A 25,293-nucleotide genomic window follows, 5' to 3' on the forward strand; every position below is an offset into this window, starting at 1 on the left:
GTTTATCTCAGCTTACTTATCATCTATGCCTAATATTAACTGGAAAATCGCTTTTAGATCATTTTTTAAAAATAAAGTCTTTTACCTGCTTAACCTGGGCGGATTATCTATTGGTTTAGCCGTGTTCATTTTGGTTAGCTTATATATAAATAATGAAGTAAGTTATGATCAATGGAACAAAAACATTGACCATATATTTTTGGTGGAAAGGGAATTACCTAATGGCCCATCTCCCTATACTCCGGGTAAATTAGCTGCAGAAATCAAACGCCAGTGCCCTGAGGTTATTGAAACCGGGCGTATGAATACGGCTTTATTTCAAATACCATTTTTTACGCCTTCGGGCAGGTTTCTGATTAAAAAATGGGTTGGCGCAGATTATTCAATTTCAAAGATCTTAGGAATTGAGCCGCAGGGTTTCAAACTCAATCCCAATAGCACTACCCCTACTATCTTACTTTCAAAGGCTACAGCAAAAATACTGTTTCCGGGTGCGGCCTCTGTTCAAAATAAAACAGTGAATATGATGTCGAGATCAGGCATGCCTTTGCCGGTTGCCGGAGTAGCAGCAGACAGCCCGGGCAACACTAATTTTGAATTTGATTGCATAGGCTTTTCACCTGATATTACTTCTGGCAAAGAGCAAAGCTACGCTACCCAGATCTATCAAACTTTTCTATTGGTTAAACCGCAAACAGACATAAAACTACTTTCTCAAAAGATAGATGCGATTTACAGGGAAGCAGCTTTAACTGATACAAGTAAAGTGGCTAAAGAAGCCGTAAGCCGATCAGACAAACATTTGATCTACCTTGATCCTTTAAAAAACCTGCATTTAAAACCTCATTATGGCTCACATGCTAACAATTTCATCGTAAATGTACTGGCAACTTTAGCCATTATAATTTTAATAGCAACAGGCATTAATTTTACCAATCTGTATATTTCTCAAGCCACTAAACGCGCTAAAGAGGTGGGCATCAAAAAAGTAAATGGCATAGTTAGCAGGCAGATTATCATTCAGTTTTTAACCGAGATTTTAGTCCAATGTCTTATTGCTCTTGGCATTTCTATAGCTATTGTATATATCTCATTACCGGGATTTAACCAACTTTTAAGCGTTAACCTGTTTGTTTCTGCTATTACTTTTGGAATGGTGTTGCAGGTAATAACAGCATTACTTGCACTTACTATACTGGCAGGGCTATATCCTGCGTTAGTGATGTCGCGCTTTAAACCGGCCGAAGTTTTAAGGGGTAATATACTTTCAAAGGGTGGCAGACTATCCATTTTAAAAGGTGCGGTAAGCGTTATACAGATCACATTCGCTTTAATATTTGTAATTGGGCTTGTTGTGGTAAATCAGCAGGTAAAGTATATGCAAAATGCCGATCCGGGCTTTTCAGCAAAACAGATTTTATACATCGACAACTTGGCATTATATAATAACCCACGGTCTTTTGAATTTGTGAGGCAGCGCATCACACAAATACCAGGCGTTAAAAGCGTAACTGTTGCATCAAATGTACCGAGTGGCTTAATGCCTGTAAGTCACGACTATAGCTTAGCGGGCAATGCATATTCCATGAGTACCATCAGTGTCGATTATGATTACTTCGAGACACTGAATATTAAAACAAAAACCGGGCACATATTTAACAACCCTTTACCGGGCGATTCTCTGAATGCAGTGATTAACGAAGCTGCTGCAAAGCAAATGAATTTAAAAACTCCGGTTGGAAACACGATAACCGGATGCGGAAGTAGTTACAAGATAATTGGTGTGATAAAAGATGTAAAAGCAAACGGATATGAAGAAAATGTAACCCCGACCATTTATTTGATGAATGACCATTGTGGATTGTCAAAGACTCAAATAATGATCGGCGTTGAGGCGAATAAAATGGCTTCAATAATAAGTACGTTAAATGCACAATGGCCAAATATCAACAAACTTGATGGCGATAATTTCAACTATCACTTTTTAGATGAATTGTATGGAAAACTATTTGTTAAGCAACAACAGTTAAAAACCGTACTAACTTTCTTTTCAGCTTTAGCAATTTTCATTGCGGCTTTGGGTTTATTTTCTCTTGCCGCACATACTATTACTACCCGCATGAAAGAATTAGCCATCAGGAAAATATTTGGCGCAAGCGGCAAAGACATTTTATTTATCCTAAGTAAACCCTTCTTCACCATCATATTGCTATCTAACTTAATAGCATGGCCTATTGCACTTATTTTAACATACAAATGGTTGCAAACTTTTTCTTACCGTATCAATCTCTCCTTTATGCCATTTGAGTTAGCTTTAATAGCATCTGTGATTATTGTTGTGTTCACAGTGTGCTTTCAAGTACTACGGGCATTAAAAACCAATACTGTTTCGCAACTTAAAGTGTAAAAAACAGTCGATTGATTAGATATTGATTTGAAATTATTAACCTAATTTTTAAGATTGCTGCATTTGTTGCTGAAAGGTAATCAATATGAATTCGGCAGGCCTTACAACAGCCACTTTTACAGAAACCCGCATGTATCCGTCCAGGATGTCGTTAGCCGTCATAGTTGAACCCAAGCCAATCTGAACATCAAACGCTTGTTCGGGTGAGGCTCCGGACAAAGCGCCCTGCTTCCAAAGATTGGTTAAGAAATTTTCAATCATACTTTTTACCGTTATCCATGTATTGGCATCATTCGGCTCGAAAACGTAAGCACGGCACGCAAGTTTGATGGATTGCTCAATCATAATCATCGTACGGCGAACATTGATATACTTCCAGTCCTGGCTGTTGCCATCAAGCGTGCGGGCACCCCAAACCAAAGTACCAACACCAGGAAAAGGGCGGATAACATTAATTGATTTACCTGCCATTACATCAACATTAAGGTTCTGCTGCACATCATTAGAAATATTAATATTAGGTACGTTCACCATGCTTACTGATACATTGGCAGGTGCTTTCCACACACCGCGCGAGTTATCAACCATGGTGTAAATACCAGCCATTGCACCGCTTGGCGGTAGTTCATTTTCTTTATTCCGCAACTCGTTCAGCAAATGCACATAAGTTATACTTGTGGCTTTTAATGACAGATGAAAGTTTCTTTTATCGTTATCGGAGGGGTCTTCAATGGCTTTAAATTTTGACACCATTCCTTTGGCGGCATCTTCGGGCAAAACTTCACCAAGATCAATACCGGCATCGAAATTTTCAAAATCGATTTCATCCGGATGCACCACCGTGGCATTTAGCCATGGATAATAAGCAGCCCCGTAGCTTAAAAAATTGTTATCTATTTTATCTCTGAAACTGGCAACTATTTTATCTGTATCCGCATTTGAAGATGGTTTAACAAGATCAAAAATTGCAAAACGACTTTGCATCTTACCACAATGATTTAACACGGGTTGGTAAATACTTTCATAGCATGCTTCACCCAATGCTATGGCATCCGGTATAACGATCAAAGTTATTTCTGGCTCTTTAATTAATTGATCAAAAACGGATGGAACATCAGCCGAACCCGTAAAATCTTCTGCTTTTATTTCTAATCCTTCAGGTTTGTCGCCGTAAGTACCTACAGAATAGATGTAAGCGGGGCCACCACCGTTTGCATAAAATAAACGGATAGCATTGTAAAGGTAAAACGTATGATTATCGGCAATCTTTAACTTTTTCTTTAGCCCATTAATTACAAAAGCATCTTTGTCTGCATCAGTGGCACTATCTACCGTATACTTTGCTTTAAAGCCGGCTCCAAAATATTCGGTATATTCAGCAAACGAGGTGATGCGTATAGGTTGACCTACCAGCGACCTGCCATTTCTTGAGGCTATGTCTGTATAGCCAATAAAAGTGGGTACCGCCGTTTCAACAGCTACTGCCGAATTTGGGAAAGCGCTTTTCTCTTCTATGTAAACGCCCGGGGTCATGAAAGTTGTTGCCATATTTATTTTTGAGATGAGTGGAGTGCCAACAGCATTACAAATGCTATCATTTTATTAAGGGATAAGTAATTAGTTTCCTGGTTCTGTTGTTTGTGTTGTGTTATTTGTATCTGTGTTTTCAGCAGGTACCGGTTGTGTTGTAAATGTTTGCGGCCCTGATGCAACTACAGGATCAGTAGCGATAGCAGACGTGGTAGTTGCATTACCAGCAGGGTTATCAATAGGTGCCATTGACGCTGTAGGCGAAACAACAGTGGGATCATTTTCCTGTGTCTTCAACGTTAAGTATGCGGCACTGCTTATTCCTGTTAACCAAAGTAATGTTTGGCTTAGCTCGGGTAAAGCACAACCGGTAGTAATACTATAAACTTTATTGAGGTAAATGATGATTGCCACACTTGTCCAGATCACCTTTTGAAACCGATGTACGCTGATGCCATCTTCATCAGAAAGGATATCAATCAAAAAACCTTCAGACGGACTATTCTGATGCCGGCAACGCCCATCCTGAATTTCACGCTTATCTATCATTACTCCGCCTGCCGTAACGCCTGCGCTTATTCCCATTAATACCAATGCGGTGGTGTTAAGGCTGGTATCGGTACAATTACCCATACACAGTTGCAGGTATATGTAACTGCATGATATCACCACGGTCCAGATACCCAGCTGTGTGCGTGATAAACTGAAGGGGTTTGTACTTTTAATAAAACGGAGCCCTCTTCTTTGCTTTATTTTTTCTGCATTTAAATTAAAGGTATCGCTATCATTTACTTCATCCCTTAGCATGTTGCTGTAAATGGCGAGCCCCAGGAACATGAGTATGATACTTATGATAATTATTAAAGCAAGCGTTTTATGCCAATCATAAATATGCTTGCCATCATTACAACTGGTTAAAAGTACTGCCGGAAGCAGCGTAATTACAGTTAATAATACTTTTTTCATTGTTAATTAAGGTTTAGGTGGTCAGGAAATTATGCTAATTGCGGATTGTATGGTGTTAAACGGCTCAACCACGCATTCTGAAACTGAAACTGAGACGGATTAGCTGCGATGATATTCAGATAACGTTGCCTGCGCAGCGCAATAACCTGGTTATATAATTGCTCTTCAGGTATGGCATTTGCCGCTGCAATAGTGATAGGGCCAACCATGCCATCTACGGTAATTTTATTGGTGGCGATGTTATTTATCCCCTGCTGCAAAAAACGGCCTGCAATGCCTGTGCCCATGTTAACCGCCGTATCAAAAAGCTGATTACCCAACTGCTGTCCATTCAGGTTATCCAAACTCAAAACATCCCAGAAATTTTGTTTGTAAAATGCCTGTACATCTGCTTGTAACTGGCTGTTTCCCCCAAGCGCAGCATTAATACTTTGCGGCTTAGTAGCCATAATCTGATCAACAATAGCCCAGCCTGCCCATTGCGGCCAGTAATTACGGGTAACACCCATATAGGTTTCGCCACCGCTATCATCAGGATTGTTTGCGTAGCCGCCCTCGTTGCCTAAAGTAATTTTGAATGCAATGATAAATATTGCCATAATTTGTAAGGTTAAGTTTTAAAGAAATTGAATTTAATTCGATACGGTAAATTGGTTAATTATAATAGCACGATATTAACTAAAACTAAGTTATGTTTAAAATTCGGCATTAAATATTTGTTCTGTTTGTAATAGAAATTTTGGGCAGCATCCCTACTTTACTCTATCCAAATTTATTAGTACAGAAAATATTTAACTAATAGGGTGATCTTTAAAACTTTATTTCTATTTTTATTGCAACTTAAATTACTATTATCGCAATGCCTACTACGGTTGTATCTTCAGCCAAATTAACTTTTACAGTACCTTCACTTATAAATGAAGTTGCCAATACCAATGGTTTGTGGAATGCACATTACAACAAAGCGCATTATACAGGCGATTGGGATGTATTGCCTTTAAGATCTCCGGGCGGTAATACAGAATTCTCTTATGCTGAAACAATGAACCGTGGCGAGTTTCAGGACACCCCCTATTTAAATTCATTTCCTGCCATCAGACAACTACTTCAACAATTCAATTGCCCACTGCTTTCGGCAAGGCTTTTAAATTTAAAAGCCGGGTCTGTTATAAAAAAGCATCGCGACTTTGACCTGAACTTTGAGCATGGCGAAGCGCGTTTACACTTTCCAATTATTACAAATAGTAAAGTATCCTTTTACTTAAACGACGAATTATTACCCCTGCAGCCCGGTGAGTGCTGGTATATTAATGCCAACCTGCCGCACAACGCTATAAATGCCGGTGATACAGACAGGATACACTTAGTAGTAGACTGCGTAGTTAATGATTGGCTGATCGCCTTGTTTGAACGTGCTGATAAATTATATTATACCTATCCAACTGATATCAATATGATTTTGAGAATGATTGAAGAATTAAAGGCAAATCCGTCTCCTGCGTCGCAGGGCATCATAGATGAACTTGAAAAAGAATATCGCCAATTTTCAGAAATCAACTAATGGACGAAACTACATTTCATAACATCCTAAACTTTTTAGGTGAGATAGGTATACAGGTTGCTTTAAGCCGGTTGAATGAAAATACTTTTTTACCAGGCTTAAAAATTGAGGATGGTACATTGATCATAGATACTGATAAATTAAGTTATCCGGGAGATATTTTGCATGAAGCCGGCCACATAGCAGTTACAGGTATAAGTACACGCCCGCTGCTAAACGAGGAATTGATTAAAAATGACCATTCCTCAGGAGGTAAAGAGATGGCCGCAATTGCCTGGTCATATGCTGCGTGTAAATATCTAAATATAGATCCGGCCTATGTATTTCATGCAAATGGGTATAAGGGCAGTGCCGATAATATTTTAGAAAACTTTAATGAAGGAAGGTATTTTGGCGTCCCGCTGTTAAGTTATTATGGCATGACAAATGACCCTAACTCATTCCAAAAAACTGATTATCAGTCAATAATATATCCTGAAATGAAAGAGTGGTTATCACAAATAGATTGACCAACGAATTAATTTCAAAAAAATTGTGTTAAATTAAATTTTTATATAATTTTATTGAACAATGACCAAACCTAAATACATTACGCTTTTAATCTTATTAGGGCTTTTAGCTTTCACAAAAACACATGCTCAACTGCTTGATCGCAGCGTTGTGAGTAGCGGTGGCGGTAGTGTGCTTCAAACCAAGCTTATTTATACCTATAATATAGGCGAACCAGTTGCAGACTTGTTGATAAACACCTCCAGTGCGAAAATTTTAACCGCCGGGTTTATCCAAGCTGACCAGGAATTAAAAGACATTAACAATAATATTGCACAGCAGTTAGTGGTATACCCTAACCCAACTACCACAGGCCTTGTAAAGCTTGATTTTCGTGACCTACCGGATGGCAGTTATCTGGTTGATATTATTGATGCAATTGGCCATGTGCTTTACACGCGTAATGTGGTCTATACAAAAAGCAACAATCTGAACCTGGATATAAATATCTCTTATTTTAAAGGCGGCACTTACTTCCTTCGCGTTAAAAATGATAAAAATTCCGGTCAGGTTAAACTGGTAAAATTGTAATATATAAATCTAAACCTTGTCTATGATAAGAAAACCTTTACTTATTATTTTCTTTGCATTATTGGCTCTTTGCTACAATGCCAATGCCCAAAGCCAGGCTTTTAAGTACCAGGCTGTGGCAAGAAACTCCAATGGGACTTTGCTGACCAATACGGCGATGAACGTACGGATAAGTATTCGTAGCGGATCTGAAAACGGCTCGCTTGAATATCAGGAAGTTCACACTGTAACAACCAATCAATTCGGTACCTTTTCAATTGAAGTTGGAAACGGAAGCCCGTCAAAAGGCACATTTACAAGCCTTGATTGGGGTGGTTCGCAAAAGTACATCCAAACAGAAATTGATTTAGGCGGAGGCTACATCAACTTAGGCGCAGCCAAGTTGCTAAGCGTGCCTTATGCAATTTATGCATTAAACGCAGCTAAAGGTGCTACCGGTGCTACAGGTCCACAAGGAGCTACGGGTGCGACTGGCCCGCAAGGTGTTGCTGGCCCCACAGGCTCGCAAGGTATTGCAGGGGTAACTGGCGCCACTGGTCCGCAAGGCCTGCAGGGTATACAGGGGCCTATAGGTCCTCAAGGCATTCAGGGTGTACAGGGTGATACTGGAGCGACTGGTGCGGTTGGGCCACAGGGAGCGCAAGGTGTACAGGGTATACAAGGCAGAACTGGTGCTACTGGTGCTGTAGGCCCGCAAGGCGATCAAGGTATTCAAGGGCCGGTTGGTCCTCAGGGCATACAAGGTGTTCAAGGTGCTAACGGCGCGACTGGTGCTACAGGAGCAACCGGCGCACAGGGTCCACAAGGTATTCAAGGTATACAGGGTATAACCGGTGCTACAGGTGCACAAGGCATTCAAGGTATACAGGGCGTAACGGGTGCTACCGGTGCACAGGGTATTCAAGGTATACAGGGTGTAACGGGTGCTACAGGAGCAACAGGCGCACAAGGTCCGCAGGGCGCTGTAGGTCCACAAGGTATCCAAGGTAATAACGGCGCGACTGGTGCCACGGGAGCTACCGGTGCACAAGGCCCGCAGGGCTCTATAGGACCACAAGGTACCCAAGGCGTACAGGGTGATACTGGAGCGACTGGTCCACAAGGTGCAACCGGCGCACAGGGTCCGCAAGGTATTGCAGGTGCTAACGGAGCAACGGGTGCTACGGGAGCTACCGGTGCACAAGGCCCGCAGGGCTCTATAGGACCACAAGGTATCCAAGGCGTACAGGGTGATACTGGAGCGACTGGTCCACAAGGTGCAACCGGCGCACAGGGCCCGCAAGGTATTGCAGGTACCAATGGTGCAACCGGTGCTACTGGTCCACAAGGTATTGCAGGTGCTAACGGAGCAACTGGTGCTACGGGTGCTACCGGTGCACAAGGTCCGCAGGGCTCTATAGGACCCCAAGGTATCCAAGGCGTACAGGGTGATACTGGAGCGACTGGTCCACAAGGTGCAACCGGCGCACAAGGTCCGCAGGGTATTGCAGGCGCTAATGGCGCAACAGGAGCTACCGGCCCACAAGGTATTGCAGGTGCCAATGGCGCAACTGGCGCAACCGGTGCTACTGGTCCACAAGGTGATCCGGGACCACAAGGTATTGCAGGCGCTAACGGAGCAACTGGCGCAACCGGTGCTACTGGTCCACAAGGTATTGCAGGCGCTAACGGTGCAACTGGTGCTACCGGTGCTACTGGTCCGCAAGGTGATCCGGGACCGCAAGGTATTGCAGGTGCTAACGGCGCAACCGGTGCTACTGGTGCTACTGGTCCACAAGGTATTGCAGGCGCTAACGGTGCAACAGGAGCAACAGGAGCTACTGGTCCACAAGGTATTGCAGGCGCTAACGGAGCAACTGGTGCTACCGGTGCTACTGGTCCGCAAGGTGATCCGGGACCGCAAGGTATTGCAGGCGCTAACGGTGCAACTGGTGCTACCGGTGCTACTGGTCCGCAAGGTGATCCGGGACCGCAGGGTATTGCAGGTGCTAACGGCGCAACTGGTGCTACCGGTGCTACTGGTCCGCAAGGTGATCCGGGACCGCAGGGTATTGCAGGTGCTAACGGCGCAACTGGTGCTACCGGTGCTACTGGTCCGCAAGGTATTCAAGGTCCTCAAGGCAACCAGGGCCCGCAAGGTATTGCAGGCGCTACCGGAGCTACAGGCGCAACCGGCGCTACTGGTGCAGGATTGTCAAATGGTACTGCAGGTGGGCAGGTATATCTAACAAGCTCAACAGCCCCTTTTTCGCCTCAAGCGCCAATAACTGCGACTGGAGACGTAACTATAAATGCTAGTGGTGTAACAGCACTTGGCGACTCGAAAGTTACAAACACCAAAATTGCTGATGGCGCAGTAACGGTTGCCAAAATAGGCACAACCAGCGGCACAGCCAGCAATACTACATTCTTGCGTGGCGACGGTACATGGTCTGCACCAACGGCAACTGTAGCCGATGGCTCTATCACAACTGCTAAACTGGCTGACAATGCTGTTACTACTGGCAAAATCAGTGCAACAGGAACTGCAGATGGTACTACTTACTTACGTGGTGATGGTACATGGTCTGCACCTACAGCTACTGTAGCTGATGGTTCAGTTACTACGGCTAAACTGGCAGACAATGCCGTTACTACCGCTAAAATAAATGCAACAGGCACAGCCAATATCAACTCATATTTACGTGGTAATGGTACATGGGGTGGCGGCACCGGTAATTTGCAGGTATTGCTTCCTACTTCTAACGTATCCAACAGCTTTACTGCAAATGCAGGTTCGCATATATTTATCATTAATCTTGCAGGTATTACAGGTTTAACTACAACAACTGTTGCAAACATAAACCTTGGCGCCTCAGCAAATTATCCATCAGGTACAATAATTTGGGTATCTCTTGTAAACTACAACAGTTCAATTACTTTAACACTTAGTTCTTCTGACGGTAGTTTTTATTCAACAAACCAAACAGTGCAATCAGGCAGCTATTCTGTAGTAGCTAACCAGCTAAAATTTGTTACCGATGGTGCAGGTAACTGGTACAGGTTATTGTAACAATAGTTAACTCATTTATTCAATGCCGCTTATTACATAAGCGGCATTTTTTATTTTAAATGATTTGTTTTATGTCTATTTAAAACTATGCTGATTATGCTCCATAATGCATGGCTACCAATTCTTAATCAGCCAATAGTGATGATAGCTTATTTTAAGCTATCATCACTTAACCTGCCTGCTTAATTGCTTTTCAGGTTAGCGATTTTAGTGTATAAAAAAGCCCTGGCTAACTAAGTTAACCAGGGCTTTCAGTATTAAACAGTATCAGGTACTAATTCCTTGCAGGGAAAAGGCCCTCTATACATATAACATAGTTTGTTGCTGTATAGGGCTGCCTGTTTTCGTGCGGGATACTTGAACCTGCAACAGAGGTAGTTGTATGGCTATTAACGGTGGTATTTGAAAATGTTACCGCTGCAGATGACATTGCCGTACCTGGTGCATTAGCTGAATATAATGACGTTGTGCCGTCACTGCCGATCAGGTTATTTTGAGGATTTGGGTCACCACCAAGTCCACCAGCTGCTGCATTTAAAGTTAATGTTGCAGTAATGTTACCGGTTCCGGCGCTGGCTGTTGCGGTATGGTCGTGTACAGGCATGTTTGCAATAGTTAAAGACACCTCTTCTTCGCCACCAGTTTGCCCAGCTACGTAAGTGATGTTAGAGCTTGGTGCAGTACCCGAACCGATAACTACCCTGCTCCGAAGATCGGGTAAATTAAATGTTGATACCCCATTTCCGCCGTATGTAGTTCCAATTAATGCAAACAATGCATCATACATACTTATTGATAACGACTGTCCATTGCACAGTGCCCATCCCCTGGGCGCGAAAGTGCCACCAAATAATCGGATTTCTCCTAAAGTTCCTTCCATGATGTAAATTTTAAATGTGATAGGTTAATTTCTTGACGGGTATACCCCCAACAAACAAATAACATAATTCATTGCAATATATGGCTGCATGTTTTCGTGCGCAATATTGCCCCCTGCCGTTTGCATTGTTACTGCAGGGCTGCCAACAGTGGTAAATGTGCCTGTTATGGTGTTACTCCCCATCGGAGCAACAGCGCTGCTTCCATCAGCATATACTGATAAACTTGCATTAGTTTCATCAGCTAAAAGGTTGCCAACAGGGTCTGAACTGTCAGGCGGCGCACTTGATGCATGTAACACAAATGGCGGCGGCGGCGCTGTAAGTGAGGCACCACTTCCAACAATATGGTTGTGTGTTGGCATCTCAGTCGTAAGAAGCGTATGCTTAGTTTCGCCCCCTGTTAACCCTAATGTTACGTTAGGCACACCCTGCTTACCATAACTAACGCCAACAGGTACGCGGCCGCGTAAATCCGGCAGTTGAAATGTGGTGGTACCATTTCCACCGTAATTTGTTCCTAATATGGAAAATAATGCCTGATACTGATTGATCGGCATTGTTTGTCCCTGGCAAAATGCCCATGTTTTTGGGGCAAAATTTGCAGCGAAAATCCTTATTTCTCCTATAGTTCCTTCCATGATGTAAATTTTAAATTGTGATCAAAAATGTTTAGTTTCTTGATGGAAAAATACCCATAAGACAGATAATGTAATTCAGTCCCAAATAGGGCTGCAAGTTATTATGCGCTGTGCCGCCTCCCACATTGGTAACATTACTTACTGTAGGTGCAGGCAGGGTGAAATTTGATGCCGAAATTGATTTTGGCGACATTGGAACCGGCGTGCCATTGGAAAAAAGCAGTGTAGTACCGTCACCTGCAATCATACAACCAGTAGGGTCAAACTGATCTGCCCCTGCCGATAAAGCATTGATGCTTACCGTTCCGGAAATCGTCTGCTGTACGTTAACAAGGTGATTGTGGGCAGCCATTTGGCTTTGTAAAAGCGTTACAGTGGCCGTTCCGCCAGATTCGCCGTTAACGTACTCGCTAAGGCCCAAGCCATCGCCTGTACAAACTGCTACTCTTCCTGCAAAATCAGGCAAGCCAAACGTTGATGTTCCATTGCCCCCGTATTGGGTGCCTAAAATTGCAAATAGTGCAGTGTTGCCTGCAACTGATAAAAGCTGCCCCGCACATAGGTTCCATGAATAGGGAGCGAAGTTCCCGGCGAACAACCGGATTTCTCCAATGTATCCTTCCATAATTTTGGGTTTAAGGTTAATAATAAATTTATAAGTAATTTAGTTCATTTACAATGCTTTATAACGTTTTTATTTCACTCGTCAATTAAATATTTCACCAGGTTTAAATCCCATATTAAATAATTTAATACCAGATATATAGCCTTCGGGTAAATTAACGATACGTAATTGCAGGTGCTGATTATTGATACAAGCTACTATTAAACCATATACCGCATCGGCATAAACTATAGTACCCGGGGCGTTTTGCACCGGCGAATTAAGATCAGCCATGGCAACCTCCAGTATCTGCACCTGCGTTTGCCTTATGGTGGTAATTGCTCCGCCATATTTGGGATTTGCTGCGTTTACAAGCCGCTCAATTTCGTCAGCAGTTTGTGTTTGCCAATTAATGGTAAGCTCTGCAATTGCAGGGGATCTTAAAAATTCCCCACCCTGATTATTAATGATTGTGCGTTCAGGATTATTCAACACATTAAAAACCTTTTCCATTACCTGGCCTGCAAGTATGCCCAGCCGTTGACAGTGTATTCCGTAGGTTTCCCCGGGGATGACCGGCATCGGCTGCACCATTAACAATGGCCCTTCATCCACCTCGTCTGTCATTACATGTACGCTTATCCCACCATTGGTTTCGCCATTTTTAAGTTGCCAGAAAACAGGATCAGTACCCTTGTACGCAGGTAAAAGCCCAAAATGAAAATTTATAAAACCCTTTTCAGGTAAATTCAGAAGCGTGGCCGGTATCTTCCATGGAAAGGTGAAAACCATTACCACATCGGGCGTTAAGGTTTGTATGACGCTGCCAAGCTTTTGCTCTAAATCCTTTTTATCTGTTTTAAAAATGACTTGTTCAGAAATGCCCAACTTTTTTATAGAAGGCAACAAAACGCCGGCTGATTTAGCGGGTATCAACACGCCGGCCAGTACCCCTTGCTGGTGTAACTGGTTAATAGCAGGCAGAGCCAGCCAATCTGAATTACATAAAGCCAAGATTCTCATCATATACACAGGTAAGGGTTTAACCAGCTGAATACCGGATCTTTAAACAGATCGCGCAATTGACCTGATGTGGGGTAATAGCTTTCATATTCACATAAAGTGGTTGTAGTTAACTGCTTCCCGCTATCAGTAATATGATTTGTAGTAAGCGTGACTTTTTCTTCAAAACTGCTGGCCAGCAATTCGCCCTCTCCATTTATATTAAAGCACTTTTTTAATTCAGCTAATCTCTGCTGAATTTCAACATTGTCTTTTGCATCAGGCACAACGCTTACAATCATTTCGCCTGTTTGCCATCCTAACTCATAGAAAACCTTGTCAGTAGTTATTTCAGGATCATGATGATATAATTGCGTTGAAGTAATATTGACATCATCATCTAACCCATAAAACGGGCTGGTAAGATAAGGCAACCCTAAAATCTTAATATCATGATGCAGCCCCCGCTTCATAAATTCATTTAAAAACAGAGGAGTCTCGGTACCGCAAAATGTTGCAAAAATAAAGTCGGGCTTTTGCTTCTCTATATGCGGTAAAATCACCTCCATATCTGTAAGCTTTCCGTTTGGGGGCATACTACCTACGGCAAATGACCATTGCGAATCCGGATCAGCCGCGGTCATCCCCATACTGAACATTTGTGAAAAAGAGTAACCAGCATCGTAAACCGAGCTGACATACATACCACTTTTGCCCAGGTTTTTCACTCCGTAATGCCCCAAACTCCAGGCATGCCGCCATAGATGTGCTGAATTGATAAAAACATTTTCACTCAGTTTATTAATATCAGGTATCTGTCCGCCTATGTTATTAACAATCAGCGACCGTTGTTTATCTTTAAATTTTTCGGAAACATCTTCTGCTATTTTGTTTGATATAAACCCGGTGACGATATCTGAATTATGATAATTAAAAAAACGGTCGAATATTTCACCTAATTGCCTCAACCCGCTTTGCCCTGAAAACTCAGTTGATAGTTCAACTTCAATGTCTAATTCCTGAAGCGGTTTTAATGCTGCTTTTAAACCCGTTTCAAATGATTTCCCTATCGGGAAGATACTTGAGTTGGGAATTAAAACACCTATATTTATTTGTCTCATTATTTTATTAAGCTTCGCAGAACATCCGCAATAAATTACTGTATATCTGCTGTGAGGATAAATGCACCTGTGAACCCTGCTGCTGCTGATTTAACATTTCCTGCAGGGCTTTAAGCTGAAATAGCATATCTCGTTTCTCGGTATCCTTTACAAAGCTTTGTAACCAGCTTATAGCAACCAACCTTAAGCCTTGTGTTACCGGGGCTACACGATGCAGCTTTGTTGTAGGGTAAATAATAGCATGGCCCTTGGGCAGCTTAAACTTCTGCAGCCCGCTATCGCTTTCAATTTCAAGTTCGCCTCCTTCATATTCAGCAGGGTCAGTCAAAAAAATGGTCATGCTCAGATCAGCGCGTATAGTGCCGCCGCCCCCGCTCATCAACGGGCTATCTACATGCCAGCCGTATTCCATGCCGGGTAAATACCTGCTTACCATAAAGGGCAGTATATGGCGTACAAAAGTTGCTTCCCTAAACAAAGGGCTTTTTACTAATGCATTTTGAATGATGTGGTTAATATTTTGCAGCTGAACATCATTAAACTGTAACTGCTCATTGTTTTTTACATTTTTAGCTGCGCCTGACGCGGTGGCAGCACCACTTACAAATGTAGTTTTAGTCACTATCCCGGCTATCTGATCAACCTCTGAAGCGGTTAACAGTTCATTGATATAAGTATACATATAGATAGGTTAGTTTAAACAGGCGAGTAGTAACATACAATAAGGTTTAGATCAATTGGTGTGATTATTAGCCTAAAATAGAGCTTATGTTTAAATTTCATAGCATTTAATTGGAAATTTTTTACCGGGTCCGGTAATCTTTTTTTATCATACATTACGTAACCAAAAATTATATTTGCAAACCTGGCCGTTATCTGAATTTGATGGAGCAACACACTTTTGTTATACCTGCATACCAGCAGTCGCCTTACTTGGAAACCTGCATAAAGCAGTTAAAAGCGCAGACAGTAAAAAGTAAGATCATTATTACCACTTCTACTCCCAGTCACAGCCTTGAAAGCATTGCAAATCAATATGATCTGCCCTATTTTATTAACAGCACCGGCCCATTTGGAATTGCCGCTGACTGGAACTTTGCCTTATCTAAAGCCACAACACCGTGGGTAACCATAGCGCATCAGGATGATATTTATGAACCTGATTATGTAGAAACACTTTTAACTATGGTAGCCGGCGAGGCAAAAAATACCCTTATTGCTTTTTCAAATTACTACGACATTATTAATAATGAGCCAAAACCCAACTCTTTAAATGCGTTTGTAAAGCGCACCCTGCTTTTACCCTTCTTAATTAAGCCGGCCATAGAAAAGCGTTTTTTAAAAAAATCTATCTTACTGTTTGGCGACCCGATCTGCTGCCCAACGGTAATGATCAATAAACAGCTACTTCCTGACTTTAATTTTTCGCCACATTTTACCTGTGCTTTAGATTGGCTGGCCTGGTATCAGCTTGCCCAGAAAAAAGGAAAATTTGTTTATACCGCTAAAAAACTGGTGGGTCACCGCGTACATCCTGATTCTGAAACTACCGCACAATTAAGCATGGGAAAACGCCAACAGGAAGAAAAAATAATTTTCAGGATGATATGGGGGAAATATGCAGGCAACTTGCTTGCTAAAATATATTCGGCCGGGCACAAGCAAAATGCAATATGATAACATTTGCTTATGCCAGCCAAAAGTTTTTTAGTCTATTTTTTCATATGGCTTAGCGCCCAGTTCAAATTACCTGCGGCAAGTTTATTGCCCGGATCTAAAGCCAATGCCTTTTTACAGGCCGCTGCCCCCTTATCCCACTGATGCAATTGATTATAAGCCGCGCCAATATTATTATATGCTGCCGCATAATCGGGTTTTAAGCGAAGTGCGTTTAAACAAGCCTCTATACATTTCTGATAGTTTCCGGTATTGTAATAGCTTAAACTTTGATCGAGGTATTGCTGTGGCGTTAGATCGGGTTTTGCAGTATTGGCCACACCTGCTTGTGCTACATAAGTATGTGTTTTTGAAGCTTCGAGATAAGCAGTTGCCTCTTTGTTGCCCGGCAATAGTTTAAGTGTATTCAGCGCAGCCTGTTTCAGGTTTTCCCAAAGTCCAAGCTGATTATAAATGCTCATCAACGTCTGCAATGTCATGGTTGAATACGGGTTGAGTTTGTAAGCTTTTTCTGCCATCAACCTGGCTTCGGGAGTACGGCCGGCACGATTCAGATAGCTGGCATAAAATGAATACGCCTCGTTATCATTGGGGCTCAGGCTAATTGCCTTTTTAAAATTCTCATCTGCTAATACCGGCTGCCCTGTAGCACCTTTTAAAATACCCTTATTAATATAAAGTGTAGAGTAGTACGGCATTAATGGTGTTGCACGTTCCAGGTAGTCATTTGCAACGGTAAAATTACCTTTTGCCATTTGTGTAATAGCATAGTTCATCAGTCCGCGTCCATTTAGCGGACTTTTTACTGTAACATCATACCATAAGGTTTCTTCGGTACGCCATACTTTATTACGCTGATAAACTCCGTATGCGTTCAGCAGCATGATCAGCACAATAACACCTATTAACCCGTTTTTATATAATGGGTTAGCCAAAAATTTTGCCTGATGTTTTTTTATAAGGTGCCCTAAATAAGTTACCACGCTTAATGATAAACCCACAAAGGCAAAAAACATCCGGTGGTCATTGGTTACTTCGGCAAATGGAGCAAGTGACGTGGGCAGCAACGAAGCTGCAAACCAGATGAGCCCCAGAGACACTACGCGCGTTTCCTTGCTTTTTGATGTTCTGAAGATAGCTACTACCAAAGCGGCAACAAAAATAAGTCCGGCTATAATACGTTCGTCAAACAGGTTTTTAATCACTGTCCAGTCGGTGTCGGCACTTAAATTCATCGGCAAAAAGAACGATATGAAATAGTGCAGCCAGACATAAGCCTGTGTAAGGACATAATAACCGAACGGATTGGTGATGCCCGGTATGGAGGGCACCTTTGATAAAGTATATAACTGTACTACAGCAACAGCTATTGTTACAGGAAGCAATTTTACAAAGGCATTCCAAACCGTTTTAAAATTCTTTAATTTGAAAAGGTCAGCAACAGACAGTTCAGCTTCAATCAGTAACAAATAAAAGAATAAGATAATAATCAGCACCGGCACTGTTTCTTTTGCAAAAACACCAATTAACGCCGGAATAATGTAATAGCCATATTTACGCTTTTGTGGCCAGACTATAAAAATCAGGAATGATAACAGGATAAAAAATGTTGAAAGCACATCTGAACGGGCAATAACATAATTTAACGTTTCGGCATTTACTTTATGTAACCCAAACCATACGGTGGCAATAATGCTCAAATACTGCAGCCAGGGCACATCAAAGCTTTTCTGTAACAAAGCTTTGTAAGTGAAGTACAGTAAAACACATAAGCCAATGAACCACAAAAAGGTATCCCACTGAAAAAACAACGGATTTAAGCCGCCGCCAAGATTATAATCAATAGCAAGGGTGGTGGTAACTATCGCGCGCATGCCCCAGTGATCGGGGTTGGCGCTGAACATTTTAGGATCACTGAAATAGTGGGGTATATTTTTCAGATCGCGGATGTAGGTATTATCAACAATGGTATGAAAATCATCAAAGTGAAACTGGTTTCTGAAATGATTAGAATAAGCAACAACTAAAACTACCAGGGCTGCTATAGCTATAATGATGATATTTTTTTTGGTGTTCATTTAATTAAAGAATGTTTATTGCGCGTTCTTCAGTTTATCTATATCGTTTTTTAAAAGTGCTATCTGCTGGGCCATCTGCTTATTTTGCTTGTGTAATTTTGAGGCTACCACGCTTAAATGCAGCAGGTAAATAAGAATTGCAAAAATACTGGCCGTAAAAACCAGGTTGGGTGGTTCATATACGCCAAATAATTCAGACATTACTGCCAGCCCGTTTCGCCAGAAAGAAAATATCAGTAATATAATGGTACATATACACCATACAATAGAGTATTCTTCCCGAAGCCTGCCTTTAATAATTAAGCGCGAGATATATAATAAAAAAAGAAAACTTGCTGCAATGGTTATAATTTGAATACGCCCCATAAGCTTAAATTTTACGTATAGCAGAAAAAAACATGGCAATGGAAACCTTAATACAATAATATAAAGAGCCGAAGCTGCGGATAGACGATTTACCGCCCTGCCGCTCAATCATATTAACTGCGGTTTCTTTAATAGTTAAACCTGCCCTTGAAAAGAAAACCAGCGATTCGGGCTCGGGATAATCATCCGGGTAATACTTTGAAGCTAAAGCTAATGCTTTACAGTCAAAAAGCCTGAAACCAGAAGTACTGTCATAAATACTTTTACCAGTAAAAACTTTGTTAAGCCAATGAAAGTAGCTGATACCTATGCGGCGTAATACCGAAGACTGGAAACCTTGTTTGTTTAAAAACCTCGACCCGATCACAATATTGGCTGCGGTTTTTTGGTGGCAGTCTAATAACTTTTTCAGCTCGGCCGGTGGGTGCTGCCCGTCTCCATCCATTTGTATAGCCAAATCATAATGATGTTCACGGGCATAAATAAGTCCACTTTGTACAGCGCCGCCTATGCCAAGGTTAACAGGAAGGTCAATTAAATTTACTTTGTTTTTTTTAGCAATAAGTTTGGTTTCGTCAGTTGAGCAATCATTGACAACCAATACATCAATCTGGTAATTTTCTACAGGAAGCGAATTGTACAATACATTCAATAACGTTGGCAATGAAGCCTGTTCGTTAAAGCAGGGAATAACAATTAGTACCTTTATTGCCATTAAAATTTAGGTTGATCAATAATTACAAGGTAAAATAAAGAAATTTTAATGGAATCTTTATATAGAAGGTTACTTCAAAATTAATATTTTTTAATCGGCTGATTAACAATGAAAAAAGTTTCCTTAACGGAATAAAAACAATTTTATTTTATTGATATATAAAAAACTTAATATATTTATATGATTTTCAGGTACACTGATAACAATTCATTAATTAACATTTAATCAACCTAAATCGCGGTAAATGAAAAGAACCGTTTTATACTTATCACTTCTATTTTCTGCTACTTCATTAAAAGCTCAGGTTTTAAACGGTGGTGTAAATACTAACGGCAGCCAATCAAATGCCATACTTACAGCTGTGCCATTTTTAAATATAGCACCAGATGCGCGCTCAAGCGGCATGGGTGATGCAGGCGTAGCACTTGAACCAACTACGTATGCCACCTTCTGGAACCCTTCGGCACTTGCCTTTTTAGAGGACGGTAAAAACATTTCGCTTTCTTATAGTCCGTGGATGCGCAGAATAACACCCGATGCTAACCTGGGTTATGTTAACTTCAGCCAAAAAGTGGGCCAGCGTAGCGCAATTGGATTCTCTTTACGCTATTTTAACCTGGGCGAGGTTAGTACCTATGACTATAATGAAAACCCGCTGGGTTCTTACCATCCCAACGAACTTTCTTTAGATGCGGCTTATGCCCGTAAATTTGGCCCTAATTTTTCACTTAGTTTATCATTGAGATATATCAGATCGAGCATTGTACGAAGTGGTGCAAGTATCGATGGCGCAAATGGCAAAACAGGTAACGCTGTAGCTGCTGATGTTTCTTTATACTACAGAAAGCCTATTGATCAATTTGGTACAACGGGAACATTCTCCTTTGGTACCAACATCTCAAATATTGGCACTAAAATGAGCTATTACAGCGTTGGACAGTCTTACTTTCTGCCTACCAATTTAAAAATTGGGGCTGCAGATATGATAAAGCTCGACGACATGAACCAGTTTACCATTGCTTTTGATATTAATAAATTGCTGGTGCCTACCCCTCCTCTAAGAGATCAGAACGGCAACATTATTAAAGGTAAAAACGACGACCGTTCTGTGGTTTCGGGCATTTTCGGTTCTTTTACAGATGCACCGGGCGGCTTCAGTGAAGAAATTAAAGAAGTGGCCTTTTCACCAGGTGTAGAATATATGTACAATCATATTTTCGCATTAAGAACAGGTTATTTTTATGAAGCGCCATCAAAAGGTAACAGGCAATACCTTACTTTAGGTGCAGGCTTAAATGTTAAGGGCTTTAACTTTGATTTTTCATATTTAGTGGCCAGCCAGCAAAACAGCCCTTTGGCAAATACACTACGGTTTTCGCTTAACTACAATTTTAAATAAGCTATTTGCTGATAATAAAGTCTTCGATGATCAGCGCGTCCAACGCACCGTCAAACAACATACTTATAGCTTCAAAAGGGGTTTCAACTATTGGCATCCCTTTTTTATTGAAAGATGTATTGAGCAATACACTTATGCCTGTTAATGCTTTAAAAGCCGCTATTAAACTATAAAATTCCGGGTTCAAGTCTGATGTAACCGTTTGTACCCTGCAAGTGCCGTCTGTATGCACCACGCCGCTTAGTTTTTCACGCCATTCGGGTTTTATATGATCAATAAGGATCATATAAGGGCTTTCGTCGCCATTTTCAAAATAAACAGGCGCATCTTCGTGTAATACAGCTGGCGCAAATGGCCTGAAATCTTCCCTGAATTTTATGTTCTGGTTAATATGCAGCTGTACACTTGGTAAACGTGGGTCGGCAAGTATACTGCGATGGCCCAATGCCCGCGGCCCAAACTCTGCTCCTTTCTGAAACCATGCAATTACCTTTCCGTTCGCCAGCAAAGCGGCGCCTTCTTTTACATATTCGTTGGTTTGTTTATAGTTTAGCTTAACGGTGTGTTGCTGTTGGTATAAATCAATAGCTTCTTTTATGTGCGAAGCATGATATGTTTTCCCAAAGAAAGATGTACCCGAAAGCGGCACTTTCTTATTCCCCAATACAGCATACCAGCCATAATAAGCGCAACCAAGGGCGAGCCCGTTATCACCAGAAGCAGGTTGCATGTATAAATTTTTTATGCCGGGCGTGTTTAGCAGCTTGCGGTTAGCAACAGCGTTTAAGGCTACTCCGCCGGCATACGCCATATTTTGGTGCGGATATTTGATTGCACGATCGCTAAACAAATAACAAATGGCTTTCTCAGTTTCTTTTTGTACCCAGCGGGCAATAGCTGCGTAATGAGTAAAATTCGCCTTAAACGCTTTATAATTTGCAGCAGGATTTGTAAATACCCCATTGAGGTTATCATATAACACCTCTACCCTACCATTTTCAAGTTTAAATAATGGCTGATCGTACACTTCTTTTCCATACGGAGCTAATCCCATTAGTTTACCGGCATCATCCATATTTCCAAAGCAGTAGTTACTTGCTGCACTGTATAAACCGCCTATAGAGTGATAAGTAGTGGGTAATTTTAAGGCATTGCTATCGTCGTAAAGCCTCATCTCAGAAAAATCCTTGTACAACGTCGATAGCTTTTGGCCATCAAAATGGTAAAAGCTATCTTTTTCGCAATACATTCCATGCAACAGGGATTCATCTGGGATATAGGCGCCATCCAGATCCTTGCATTGCTGATAAGGGCTGCCTGCGCCGTCAATCACCATGATATTACAGGTTTCAAAAGGAGACATGGCGGCGGCGCTCCAGGCATGCGCCAGGTGATGAGATATGGTGATAACAGGTATCTGAATATCCTCATCAAAATAACGCCGGCCTAAATACCTGGCAGGCGAAATATCTATTTCAAAGTTGGCGGCTTGTACAATAAGGTCAAGGTCTTTAACGGTTATTCCGGCTGCATCAAGGCAGTACTGTACGGTAAGATAATCATTACCGCCATCATGCTTTAAGCGAGTAAGCCGCTCCTTTTCAATGGCTACTATGATTTTCCCGTCTTTTAAGATACAGGTAGAACCATTATGTGAGAGGCCTGTACCTAAAATGTACTTACTCATTGTTAAGCGCGATTAAAAGTGATGTATAGGAATTATTCTACAATGTTACATCAATGATGTAGCCACCGGCCGTCATTGGAAAGACTTTCTCAATTCCATTAACAACAGTTTCGCATGCGCTAACTACTTTTCTCTTTACACCGGCCGAATTCATGATCATTTCACTGAACTTTACATGATAGGGCACTATGTGCCAGCTGTTAAAGCCGCTTCGCTGACAAAGCGTGTTAAGGGTTTTATAAGAATATACCTGCAAGTGATCCTGATGAGCAGACTCGCGTGAGAAAAAGGAAAGCAATATATTTGAAAAGGATGTGGTATTTGGTGTGGAACATATTAAACGTTTACCCGCGAAAGATTTTTTAAGGCTTAAAAAAAACTTCAGGGTATCTGGTAAATGCTCAATCAGTTCGCCGGCAATAATAATGTCAATTGCGTTAAAATTAATGTCCAGATCTTCAAGATCATAGATATCCCCGAATAATATCTTTTCACGCTCATTTAATATCAAGCCCTCTTTTGGCAGGGCCGGTGAATTGTCTACACCAATGTGCGTTTTTGAAACGGAAGATATTTCATCGAATAAATACTCAACTGAATGTCTTTTTATTAAAGCAGTTTCATCATAACAACCCAGGTCTAATACATTCTTCCCATTACAGGCAGCTTTTATATATTGAATACGGGATACGGTTTTATGAACAGAAATTTTTTCGACGGGCGTATATTTTAAATCGGCCATGTAATAAGGTTACGAAAATTGGTGCAATAGCGAAGATAAAAATAAAGAATAATTGTGCGTTTAAATTATAAAAAATAGCAAATCTATGCGGATTATAATTATTCTGCATAAATTTAATAATTATAAACTTTATCAATGACAACCGACCTATCAACGATCACTGATACAATGCCCGCGTCTACCGAAATGGGTAAGCTGGGTATCATGCAACTGAAAAGATTCTGGTATAAGAGTTCATTCAGGGCAAAAAACCTTTACTCCAGTAAGCATCCTAACGAGTCAACACTGGACAAGATATGTCTGTATATTTTAGGATTAGGCCTTGAACAAACCTACAAATATCTGGGTAACAACGGGCTTACGTTTGATGAGTTTGAAGACTGGATAATTGCCACAGCCGGTATGCCCATAGAAAGCGAAGTGGCTCGCTTCAATGCTACTTTCCAGGAAAACAGGCCCAAGGGAACTCGTCCTGTTCCATCCGTACTATCAGCCGCCGAATTAGATTTCTGGAACGAAAACGGATACCTTATTATAAAAAATGCCATACCAAAACAGGATTGCGAAATTTCTGTAGACGTGATATGTAATCACATCGGGGTGGATAAAAACGATCCGGATACGTGGTATACTAAAAATGATTCGCGCCAGGGGATTATGGTACAGCTTTTTCAACACCCAATACTTATAAAAAACAGGTACTCGGATAAAATAAGACAGGTATTTGAACAGCTTTGGCAACGAACCGATATATGGGTATCTGCAGACCGGGTTGGTTTTAATCCGCCTGAAACAGAGTTTTACAAGTTTCAGGGGCCAGACCTCCATTGGGATTGCAGCCTGCAATTGCCTGTTCCTTATGATTTACAGGGCATACTTTATCTTAATGATGTTGCAGCTAATCAAGGGGCTTTCACACTTGTGCCTGGCTTTCAGCACCGCGTTGAAGATTGGATTAAATCATTGCCTCCGGGTGCTAATCCAAGACGACAAAACCTGCATGCGCTTGGCAGTAAACCCATAGCAGCAGAAGCCGGTGATTTAATTATTTGGCAGCAGGCATTGCCACATGGCAGCAGCCCCAACACTTCATCAAAACCACGTTTTGTTCAGTATATTACTTATCACCAGATAGACCACCAGGATCAGGAAGTTTGGATATAAATATCACTACCAATTAAACTAAAATGCCCGGTAAATCATCTTTACCGGGCATTTTATTAAGCTTTTACTTCTTTAATTTAGTTAGAGTCAACTAACACAACTTTAATTACAGTACTACCGGGGTTACTAATTGCATTTGTGCTATTGTAAGCCTGCGCACCTAACACAATCCCTCCTACTGTATGCTGGTAGCTGTAAGAAACGCCTTGGTAAACTTCAGGTACCTGATCATAGTTCTGACCACCATCAAATGAAATGTAAACCAAAACACCGCCGTGGTCATTAAAATATTTGTCAATTTCAGGAACGGTAAGACTGGTAGAATAATTCACTCCACCGTCTGATGTGATCCAGCTTGAATTAGTGGTGGTGAATTGAATAGTCTGATTATTGTTTTGATTGATGTATTCCTTTTTGCATGAGGTAATAACAAGCGCAATTGCACAGAAGAACAGTAGTAGTGTCTTTTTCATAATTTGGATGTATTGAGTATTAATTATTACTGAAAAGACACTATCCGGTTTAAAAGGTTTAATAAAATTTAAAAAATATTTATTTATTAAAATATATTATTTGTTCATACATTCTTAATATGTAACAAGTAAATTACGCACCTATTTAAA

General features: G+C 41.3%; 23 protein-coding genes. 8 read left to right on the plus strand and 15 right to left on the minus strand.

Annotation, left to right across the window (positions count from 1 at the left end):
- Window positions 1–25 precede the first annotated feature (25 nt).
- Window positions 26–2,407: an ABC transporter permease gene (locus PQ461_RS13220; RefSeq protein ID WP_274205996.1), complete on the plus strand. Its 2,382-nt coding sequence runs from the start codon at window positions 26–28 to the stop codon at window positions 2,405–2,407.
- A gap of 48 nt (window positions 2,408–2,455) precedes the next feature.
- Here PQ461_RS13220 and PQ461_RS13225 read toward each other — a convergent pair whose 3' ends face one another.
- The 3 genes from PQ461_RS13225 to PQ461_RS13235 form a co-directional block, all read right to left on the minus strand.
- Window positions 2,456–3,955 carry a phage tail sheath family protein gene (locus tag PQ461_RS13225; protein WP_274205997.1) on the minus strand — a complete coding sequence of 500 codons (1,500 nt, stop codon included), beginning with the start codon at window positions 3,953–3,955 and terminating at the stop codon, window positions 2,456–2,458.
- Window positions 3,956–4,024: 69 nt separating this feature from the next.
- Window positions 4,025–4,903, minus strand: coding sequence for a hypothetical protein (locus PQ461_RS13230; RefSeq protein ID WP_274205998.1), 879 nt, complete (start codon window positions 4,901–4,903; stop codon window positions 4,025–4,027).
- Between the two features lie 29 nt (window positions 4,904–4,932).
- Window positions 4,933–5,502 carry a glycoside hydrolase family 108 protein gene (locus tag PQ461_RS13235; protein ID WP_274205999.1) on the minus strand — a complete coding sequence of 190 codons (570 nt, stop codon included), beginning with the start codon at window positions 5,500–5,502 and terminating at the stop codon, window positions 4,933–4,935.
- Window positions 5,503–5,762: 260 nt separating this feature from the next.
- Here PQ461_RS13235 and PQ461_RS13240 point away from each other — a divergent pair, with 260 nt between their 5' ends.
- The 4 genes from PQ461_RS13240 to PQ461_RS13255 all read left to right on the plus strand — a co-directional run bounded on the left by PQ461_RS13240 (window position 5,763) and on the right by PQ461_RS13255 (window position 10,596).
- Window positions 5,763–6,464, plus strand: coding sequence for an aspartyl/asparaginyl beta-hydroxylase domain-containing protein (locus PQ461_RS13240; RefSeq protein WP_274206000.1), 702 nt, complete (start codon window positions 5,763–5,765; stop codon window positions 6,462–6,464).
- Window positions 6,464–6,973 (plus strand): hypothetical protein, encoded by a 510-nt coding sequence (locus PQ461_RS13245; RefSeq protein WP_274206001.1) that lies wholly within the window; start codon window positions 6,464–6,466, stop codon window positions 6,971–6,973. The genes PQ461_RS13240 and PQ461_RS13245 overlap by 1 nt, the downstream gene beginning before the upstream one ends.
- A 61-nt stretch (window positions 6,974–7,034) precedes the next feature.
- Window positions 7,035–7,544, plus strand: coding sequence for a T9SS type A sorting domain-containing protein (locus PQ461_RS13250; RefSeq protein ID WP_274206002.1), 510 nt, complete (start codon window positions 7,035–7,037; stop codon window positions 7,542–7,544).
- Between the two features lie 22 nt (window positions 7,545–7,566).
- Window positions 7,567–10,596: a hypothetical protein gene (locus PQ461_RS13255; RefSeq protein ID WP_274206003.1), complete on the plus strand. Its 3,030-nt coding sequence runs from the start codon at window positions 7,567–7,569 to the stop codon at window positions 10,594–10,596.
- A 274-nt stretch (window positions 10,597–10,870) separates the two neighbouring features.
- Here the strand turns inward: PQ461_RS13255 and PQ461_RS13260 are convergent, their stop codons facing one another.
- From PQ461_RS13260 to PQ461_RS13285, 6 genes are all read right to left on the minus strand, one after another.
- A complete protein-coding gene (locus PQ461_RS13260) occupies window positions 10,871–11,476 on the minus strand; it encodes a phage tail protein (RefSeq protein WP_274206004.1) in 606 nt (201 codons plus the stop codon).
- Window positions 11,477–11,500: 24 nt separating this feature from the next.
- Window positions 11,501–12,115, minus strand: coding sequence for a phage tail protein (locus tag PQ461_RS13265; RefSeq protein WP_274206005.1), 615 nt, complete (start codon window positions 12,113–12,115; stop codon window positions 11,501–11,503).
- A 31-nt stretch (window positions 12,116–12,146) separates the two neighbouring features.
- Complete coding sequence (locus PQ461_RS13270; protein ID WP_274206006.1) at window positions 12,147–12,740, minus strand: phage tail protein; 594 nt, start codon at window positions 12,738–12,740, stop codon at window positions 12,147–12,149.
- Between the two features lie 81 nt (window positions 12,741–12,821).
- Window positions 12,822–13,745 (minus strand): methionyl-tRNA formyltransferase, encoded by a 924-nt coding sequence (locus PQ461_RS13275; RefSeq protein ID WP_274206007.1) that lies wholly within the window; start codon window positions 13,743–13,745, stop codon window positions 12,822–12,824.
- Window positions 13,742–14,842 (minus strand): ABC transporter substrate-binding protein, encoded by a 1,101-nt coding sequence (locus PQ461_RS13280; protein ID WP_274206008.1) that lies wholly within the window; start codon window positions 14,840–14,842, stop codon window positions 13,742–13,744. Before PQ461_RS13280 ends, PQ461_RS13275 begins: the two co-directional genes overlap by 4 nt.
- 7 nt (window positions 14,843–14,849) lie before the next feature.
- Window positions 14,850–15,524 (minus strand): Fe2+-dependent dioxygenase, encoded by a 675-nt coding sequence (locus PQ461_RS13285; RefSeq protein WP_274206009.1) that lies wholly within the window; start codon window positions 15,522–15,524, stop codon window positions 14,850–14,852.
- A 203-nt stretch (window positions 15,525–15,727) separates the two neighbouring features.
- Here PQ461_RS13285 and PQ461_RS13290 point away from each other — a divergent pair, with 203 nt between their 5' ends.
- Window positions 15,728–16,519, plus strand: coding sequence for a glycosyltransferase family 2 protein (locus PQ461_RS13290; protein WP_274206010.1), 792 nt, complete (start codon window positions 15,728–15,730; stop codon window positions 16,517–16,519).
- A 35-nt stretch (window positions 16,520–16,554) separates the two neighbouring features.
- Here the strand turns inward: PQ461_RS13290 and PQ461_RS13295 are convergent, their stop codons facing one another.
- The 3 genes from PQ461_RS13295 to PQ461_RS13305 are packed head-to-tail and all read right to left on the minus strand — an operon-like array spanning window position 16,555 to window position 19,678.
- Window positions 16,555–18,597, minus strand: coding sequence for a tetratricopeptide repeat protein (locus PQ461_RS13295; RefSeq protein WP_274206011.1), 2,043 nt, complete (start codon window positions 18,595–18,597; stop codon window positions 16,555–16,557).
- 15 nt (window positions 18,598–18,612) lie between these two features.
- Window positions 18,613–18,963, minus strand: a complete 351-nt coding sequence (locus tag PQ461_RS13300) for a DUF2304 domain-containing protein (protein WP_274206012.1) — start codon at window positions 18,961–18,963, stop codon at window positions 18,613–18,615.
- A 4-nt stretch (window positions 18,964–18,967) separates the two neighbouring features.
- Window positions 18,968–19,678: a glycosyltransferase family 2 protein gene (locus tag PQ461_RS13305; RefSeq protein WP_274206013.1), complete on the minus strand. Its 711-nt coding sequence runs from the start codon at window positions 19,676–19,678 to the stop codon at window positions 18,968–18,970.
- Between the two features lie 244 nt (window positions 19,679–19,922).
- Here PQ461_RS13305 and porV point away from each other — a divergent pair, with 244 nt between their 5' ends.
- The gene (porV, locus tag PQ461_RS13310; protein ID WP_274206014.1) at window positions 19,923–21,077 is read left to right on the plus strand and encodes a type IX secretion system outer membrane channel protein PorV; all 1,155 of its coding nucleotides are present in this window, start codon (window positions 19,923–19,925) and stop codon (window positions 21,075–21,077) included.
- Window position 21,078: 1 nt separating this feature from the next.
- On the opposite strand, the gene PQ461_RS13315 is transcribed toward porV, so the two are convergent.
- Window positions 21,079–22,764 (minus strand): carbamoyltransferase family protein, encoded by a 1,686-nt coding sequence (locus PQ461_RS13315; protein WP_274206015.1) that lies wholly within the window; start codon window positions 22,762–22,764, stop codon window positions 21,079–21,081.
- Between the two features lie 37 nt (window positions 22,765–22,801).
- A complete protein-coding gene (locus PQ461_RS13320; RefSeq protein ID WP_274206016.1) occupies window positions 22,802–23,506 on the minus strand; it encodes a methyltransferase domain-containing protein in 705 nt (234 codons plus the stop codon).
- A gap of 135 nt (window positions 23,507–23,641) precedes the next feature.
- Between PQ461_RS13320 and PQ461_RS13325 the strand changes: the two genes are divergently transcribed.
- The gene (locus PQ461_RS13325) at window positions 23,642–24,670 is read left to right on the plus strand and encodes a phytanoyl-CoA dioxygenase family protein (protein ID WP_274206017.1); all 1,029 of its coding nucleotides are present in this window, start codon (window positions 23,642–23,644) and stop codon (window positions 24,668–24,670) included.
- Between the two features lie 77 nt (window positions 24,671–24,747).
- Here PQ461_RS13325 and PQ461_RS13330 read toward each other — a convergent pair whose 3' ends face one another.
- Window positions 24,748–25,143 (minus strand): hypothetical protein, encoded by a 396-nt coding sequence (locus tag PQ461_RS13330; RefSeq protein ID WP_274206018.1) that lies wholly within the window; start codon window positions 25,141–25,143, stop codon window positions 24,748–24,750.
- Window positions 25,144–25,293 lie beyond the last annotated feature (150 nt).

The sequence above is a fragment of the Mucilaginibacter sp. KACC 22063 genome (assembly GCF_028736115.1).
In the GTDB taxonomy this organism is placed as follows: Bacteria; Bacteroidota; Bacteroidia; order Sphingobacteriales; family Sphingobacteriaceae; genus Mucilaginibacter.

Bases quoted from the DNA above. Each gene is read 5' to 3' on its own strand.
- PQ461_RS13305 (WP_274206013.1), bottom strand. From the start codon at position 19,678: ATGGCAATAAAGGTACTAATTGTTATTCCCTGCTTTAACGAACAGGCT.
- PQ461_RS13300 (WP_274206012.1), bottom strand. From the start codon at position 18,963: ATGGGGCGTATTCAAATTATAACCATTGCAGCAAGTTTTCTTTTTTTA.
- PQ461_RS13245 (WP_274206001.1), top strand. From the start codon at position 6,464: ATGGACGAAACTACATTTCATAACATCCTAAACTTTTTAGGTGAGATA.
- PQ461_RS13235 (WP_274205999.1), bottom strand. From the start codon at position 5,502: ATGGCAATATTTATCATTGCATTCAAAATTACTTTAGGCAACGAGGGC.
- PQ461_RS13220 (WP_274205996.1), top strand. From the start codon at position 26: ATGCCTAATATTAACTGGAAAATCGCTTTTAGATCATTTTTTAAAAAT.
- PQ461_RS13240 (WP_274206000.1), top strand. From the start codon at position 5,763: ATGCCTACTACGGTTGTATCTTCAGCCAAATTAACTTTTACAGTACCT.
- PQ461_RS13265 (WP_274206005.1), bottom strand. From the start codon at position 12,115: ATGGAAGGAACTATAGGAGAAATAAGGATTTTCGCTGCAAATTTTGCC.
- PQ461_RS13230 (WP_274205998.1), bottom strand. From the start codon at position 4,903: ATGAAAAAAGTATTATTAACTGTAATTACGCTGCTTCCGGCAGTACTT.
- PQ461_RS13270 (WP_274206006.1), bottom strand. From the start codon at position 12,740: ATGGAAGGATACATTGGAGAAATCCGGTTGTTCGCCGGGAACTTCGCT.
- PQ461_RS13225 (WP_274205997.1), bottom strand. From the start codon at position 3,955: ATGGCAACAACTTTCATGACCCCGGGCGTTTACATAGAAGAGAAAAGC.
- PQ461_RS13315 (WP_274206015.1), bottom strand. From the start codon at position 22,764: ATGAGTAAGTACATTTTAGGTACAGGCCTCTCACATAATGGTTCTACC.
- PQ461_RS13320 (WP_274206016.1), bottom strand. From the start codon at position 23,506: ATGGCCGATTTAAAATATACGCCCGTCGAAAAAATTTCTGTTCATAAA.
- PQ461_RS13250 (WP_274206002.1), top strand. From the start codon at position 7,035: ATGACCAAACCTAAATACATTACGCTTTTAATCTTATTAGGGCTTTTA.
- PQ461_RS13275 (WP_274206007.1), bottom strand. From the start codon at position 13,745: ATGATGAGAATCTTGGCTTTATGTAATTCAGATTGGCTGGCTCTGCCT.
- PQ461_RS13285 (WP_274206009.1), bottom strand. From the start codon at position 15,524: ATGTATACTTATATCAATGAACTGTTAACCGCTTCAGAGGTTGATCAG.
- PQ461_RS13290 (WP_274206010.1), top strand. From the start codon at position 15,728: ATGGAGCAACACACTTTTGTTATACCTGCATACCAGCAGTCGCCTTAC.
- PQ461_RS13325 (WP_274206017.1), top strand. From the start codon at position 23,642: ATGACAACCGACCTATCAACGATCACTGATACAATGCCCGCGTCTACC.
- PQ461_RS13255 (WP_274206003.1), top strand. From the start codon at position 7,567: ATGATAAGAAAACCTTTACTTATTATTTTCTTTGCATTATTGGCTCTT.
- porV (WP_274206014.1), top strand. From the start codon at position 19,923: ATGAAAAGAACCGTTTTATACTTATCACTTCTATTTTCTGCTACTTCA.
- PQ461_RS13295 (WP_274206011.1), bottom strand. From the start codon at position 18,597: ATGAACACCAAAAAAAATATCATCATTATAGCTATAGCAGCCCTGGTA.
- PQ461_RS13260 (WP_274206004.1), bottom strand. From the start codon at position 11,476: ATGGAAGGAACTTTAGGAGAAATCCGATTATTTGGTGGCACTTTCGCG.
- PQ461_RS13330 (WP_274206018.1), bottom strand. From the start codon at position 25,143: ATGAAAAAGACACTACTACTGTTCTTCTGTGCAATTGCGCTTGTTATT.
- PQ461_RS13280 (WP_274206008.1), bottom strand. From the start codon at position 14,842: ATGAGACAAATAAATATAGGTGTTTTAATTCCCAACTCAAGTATCTTC.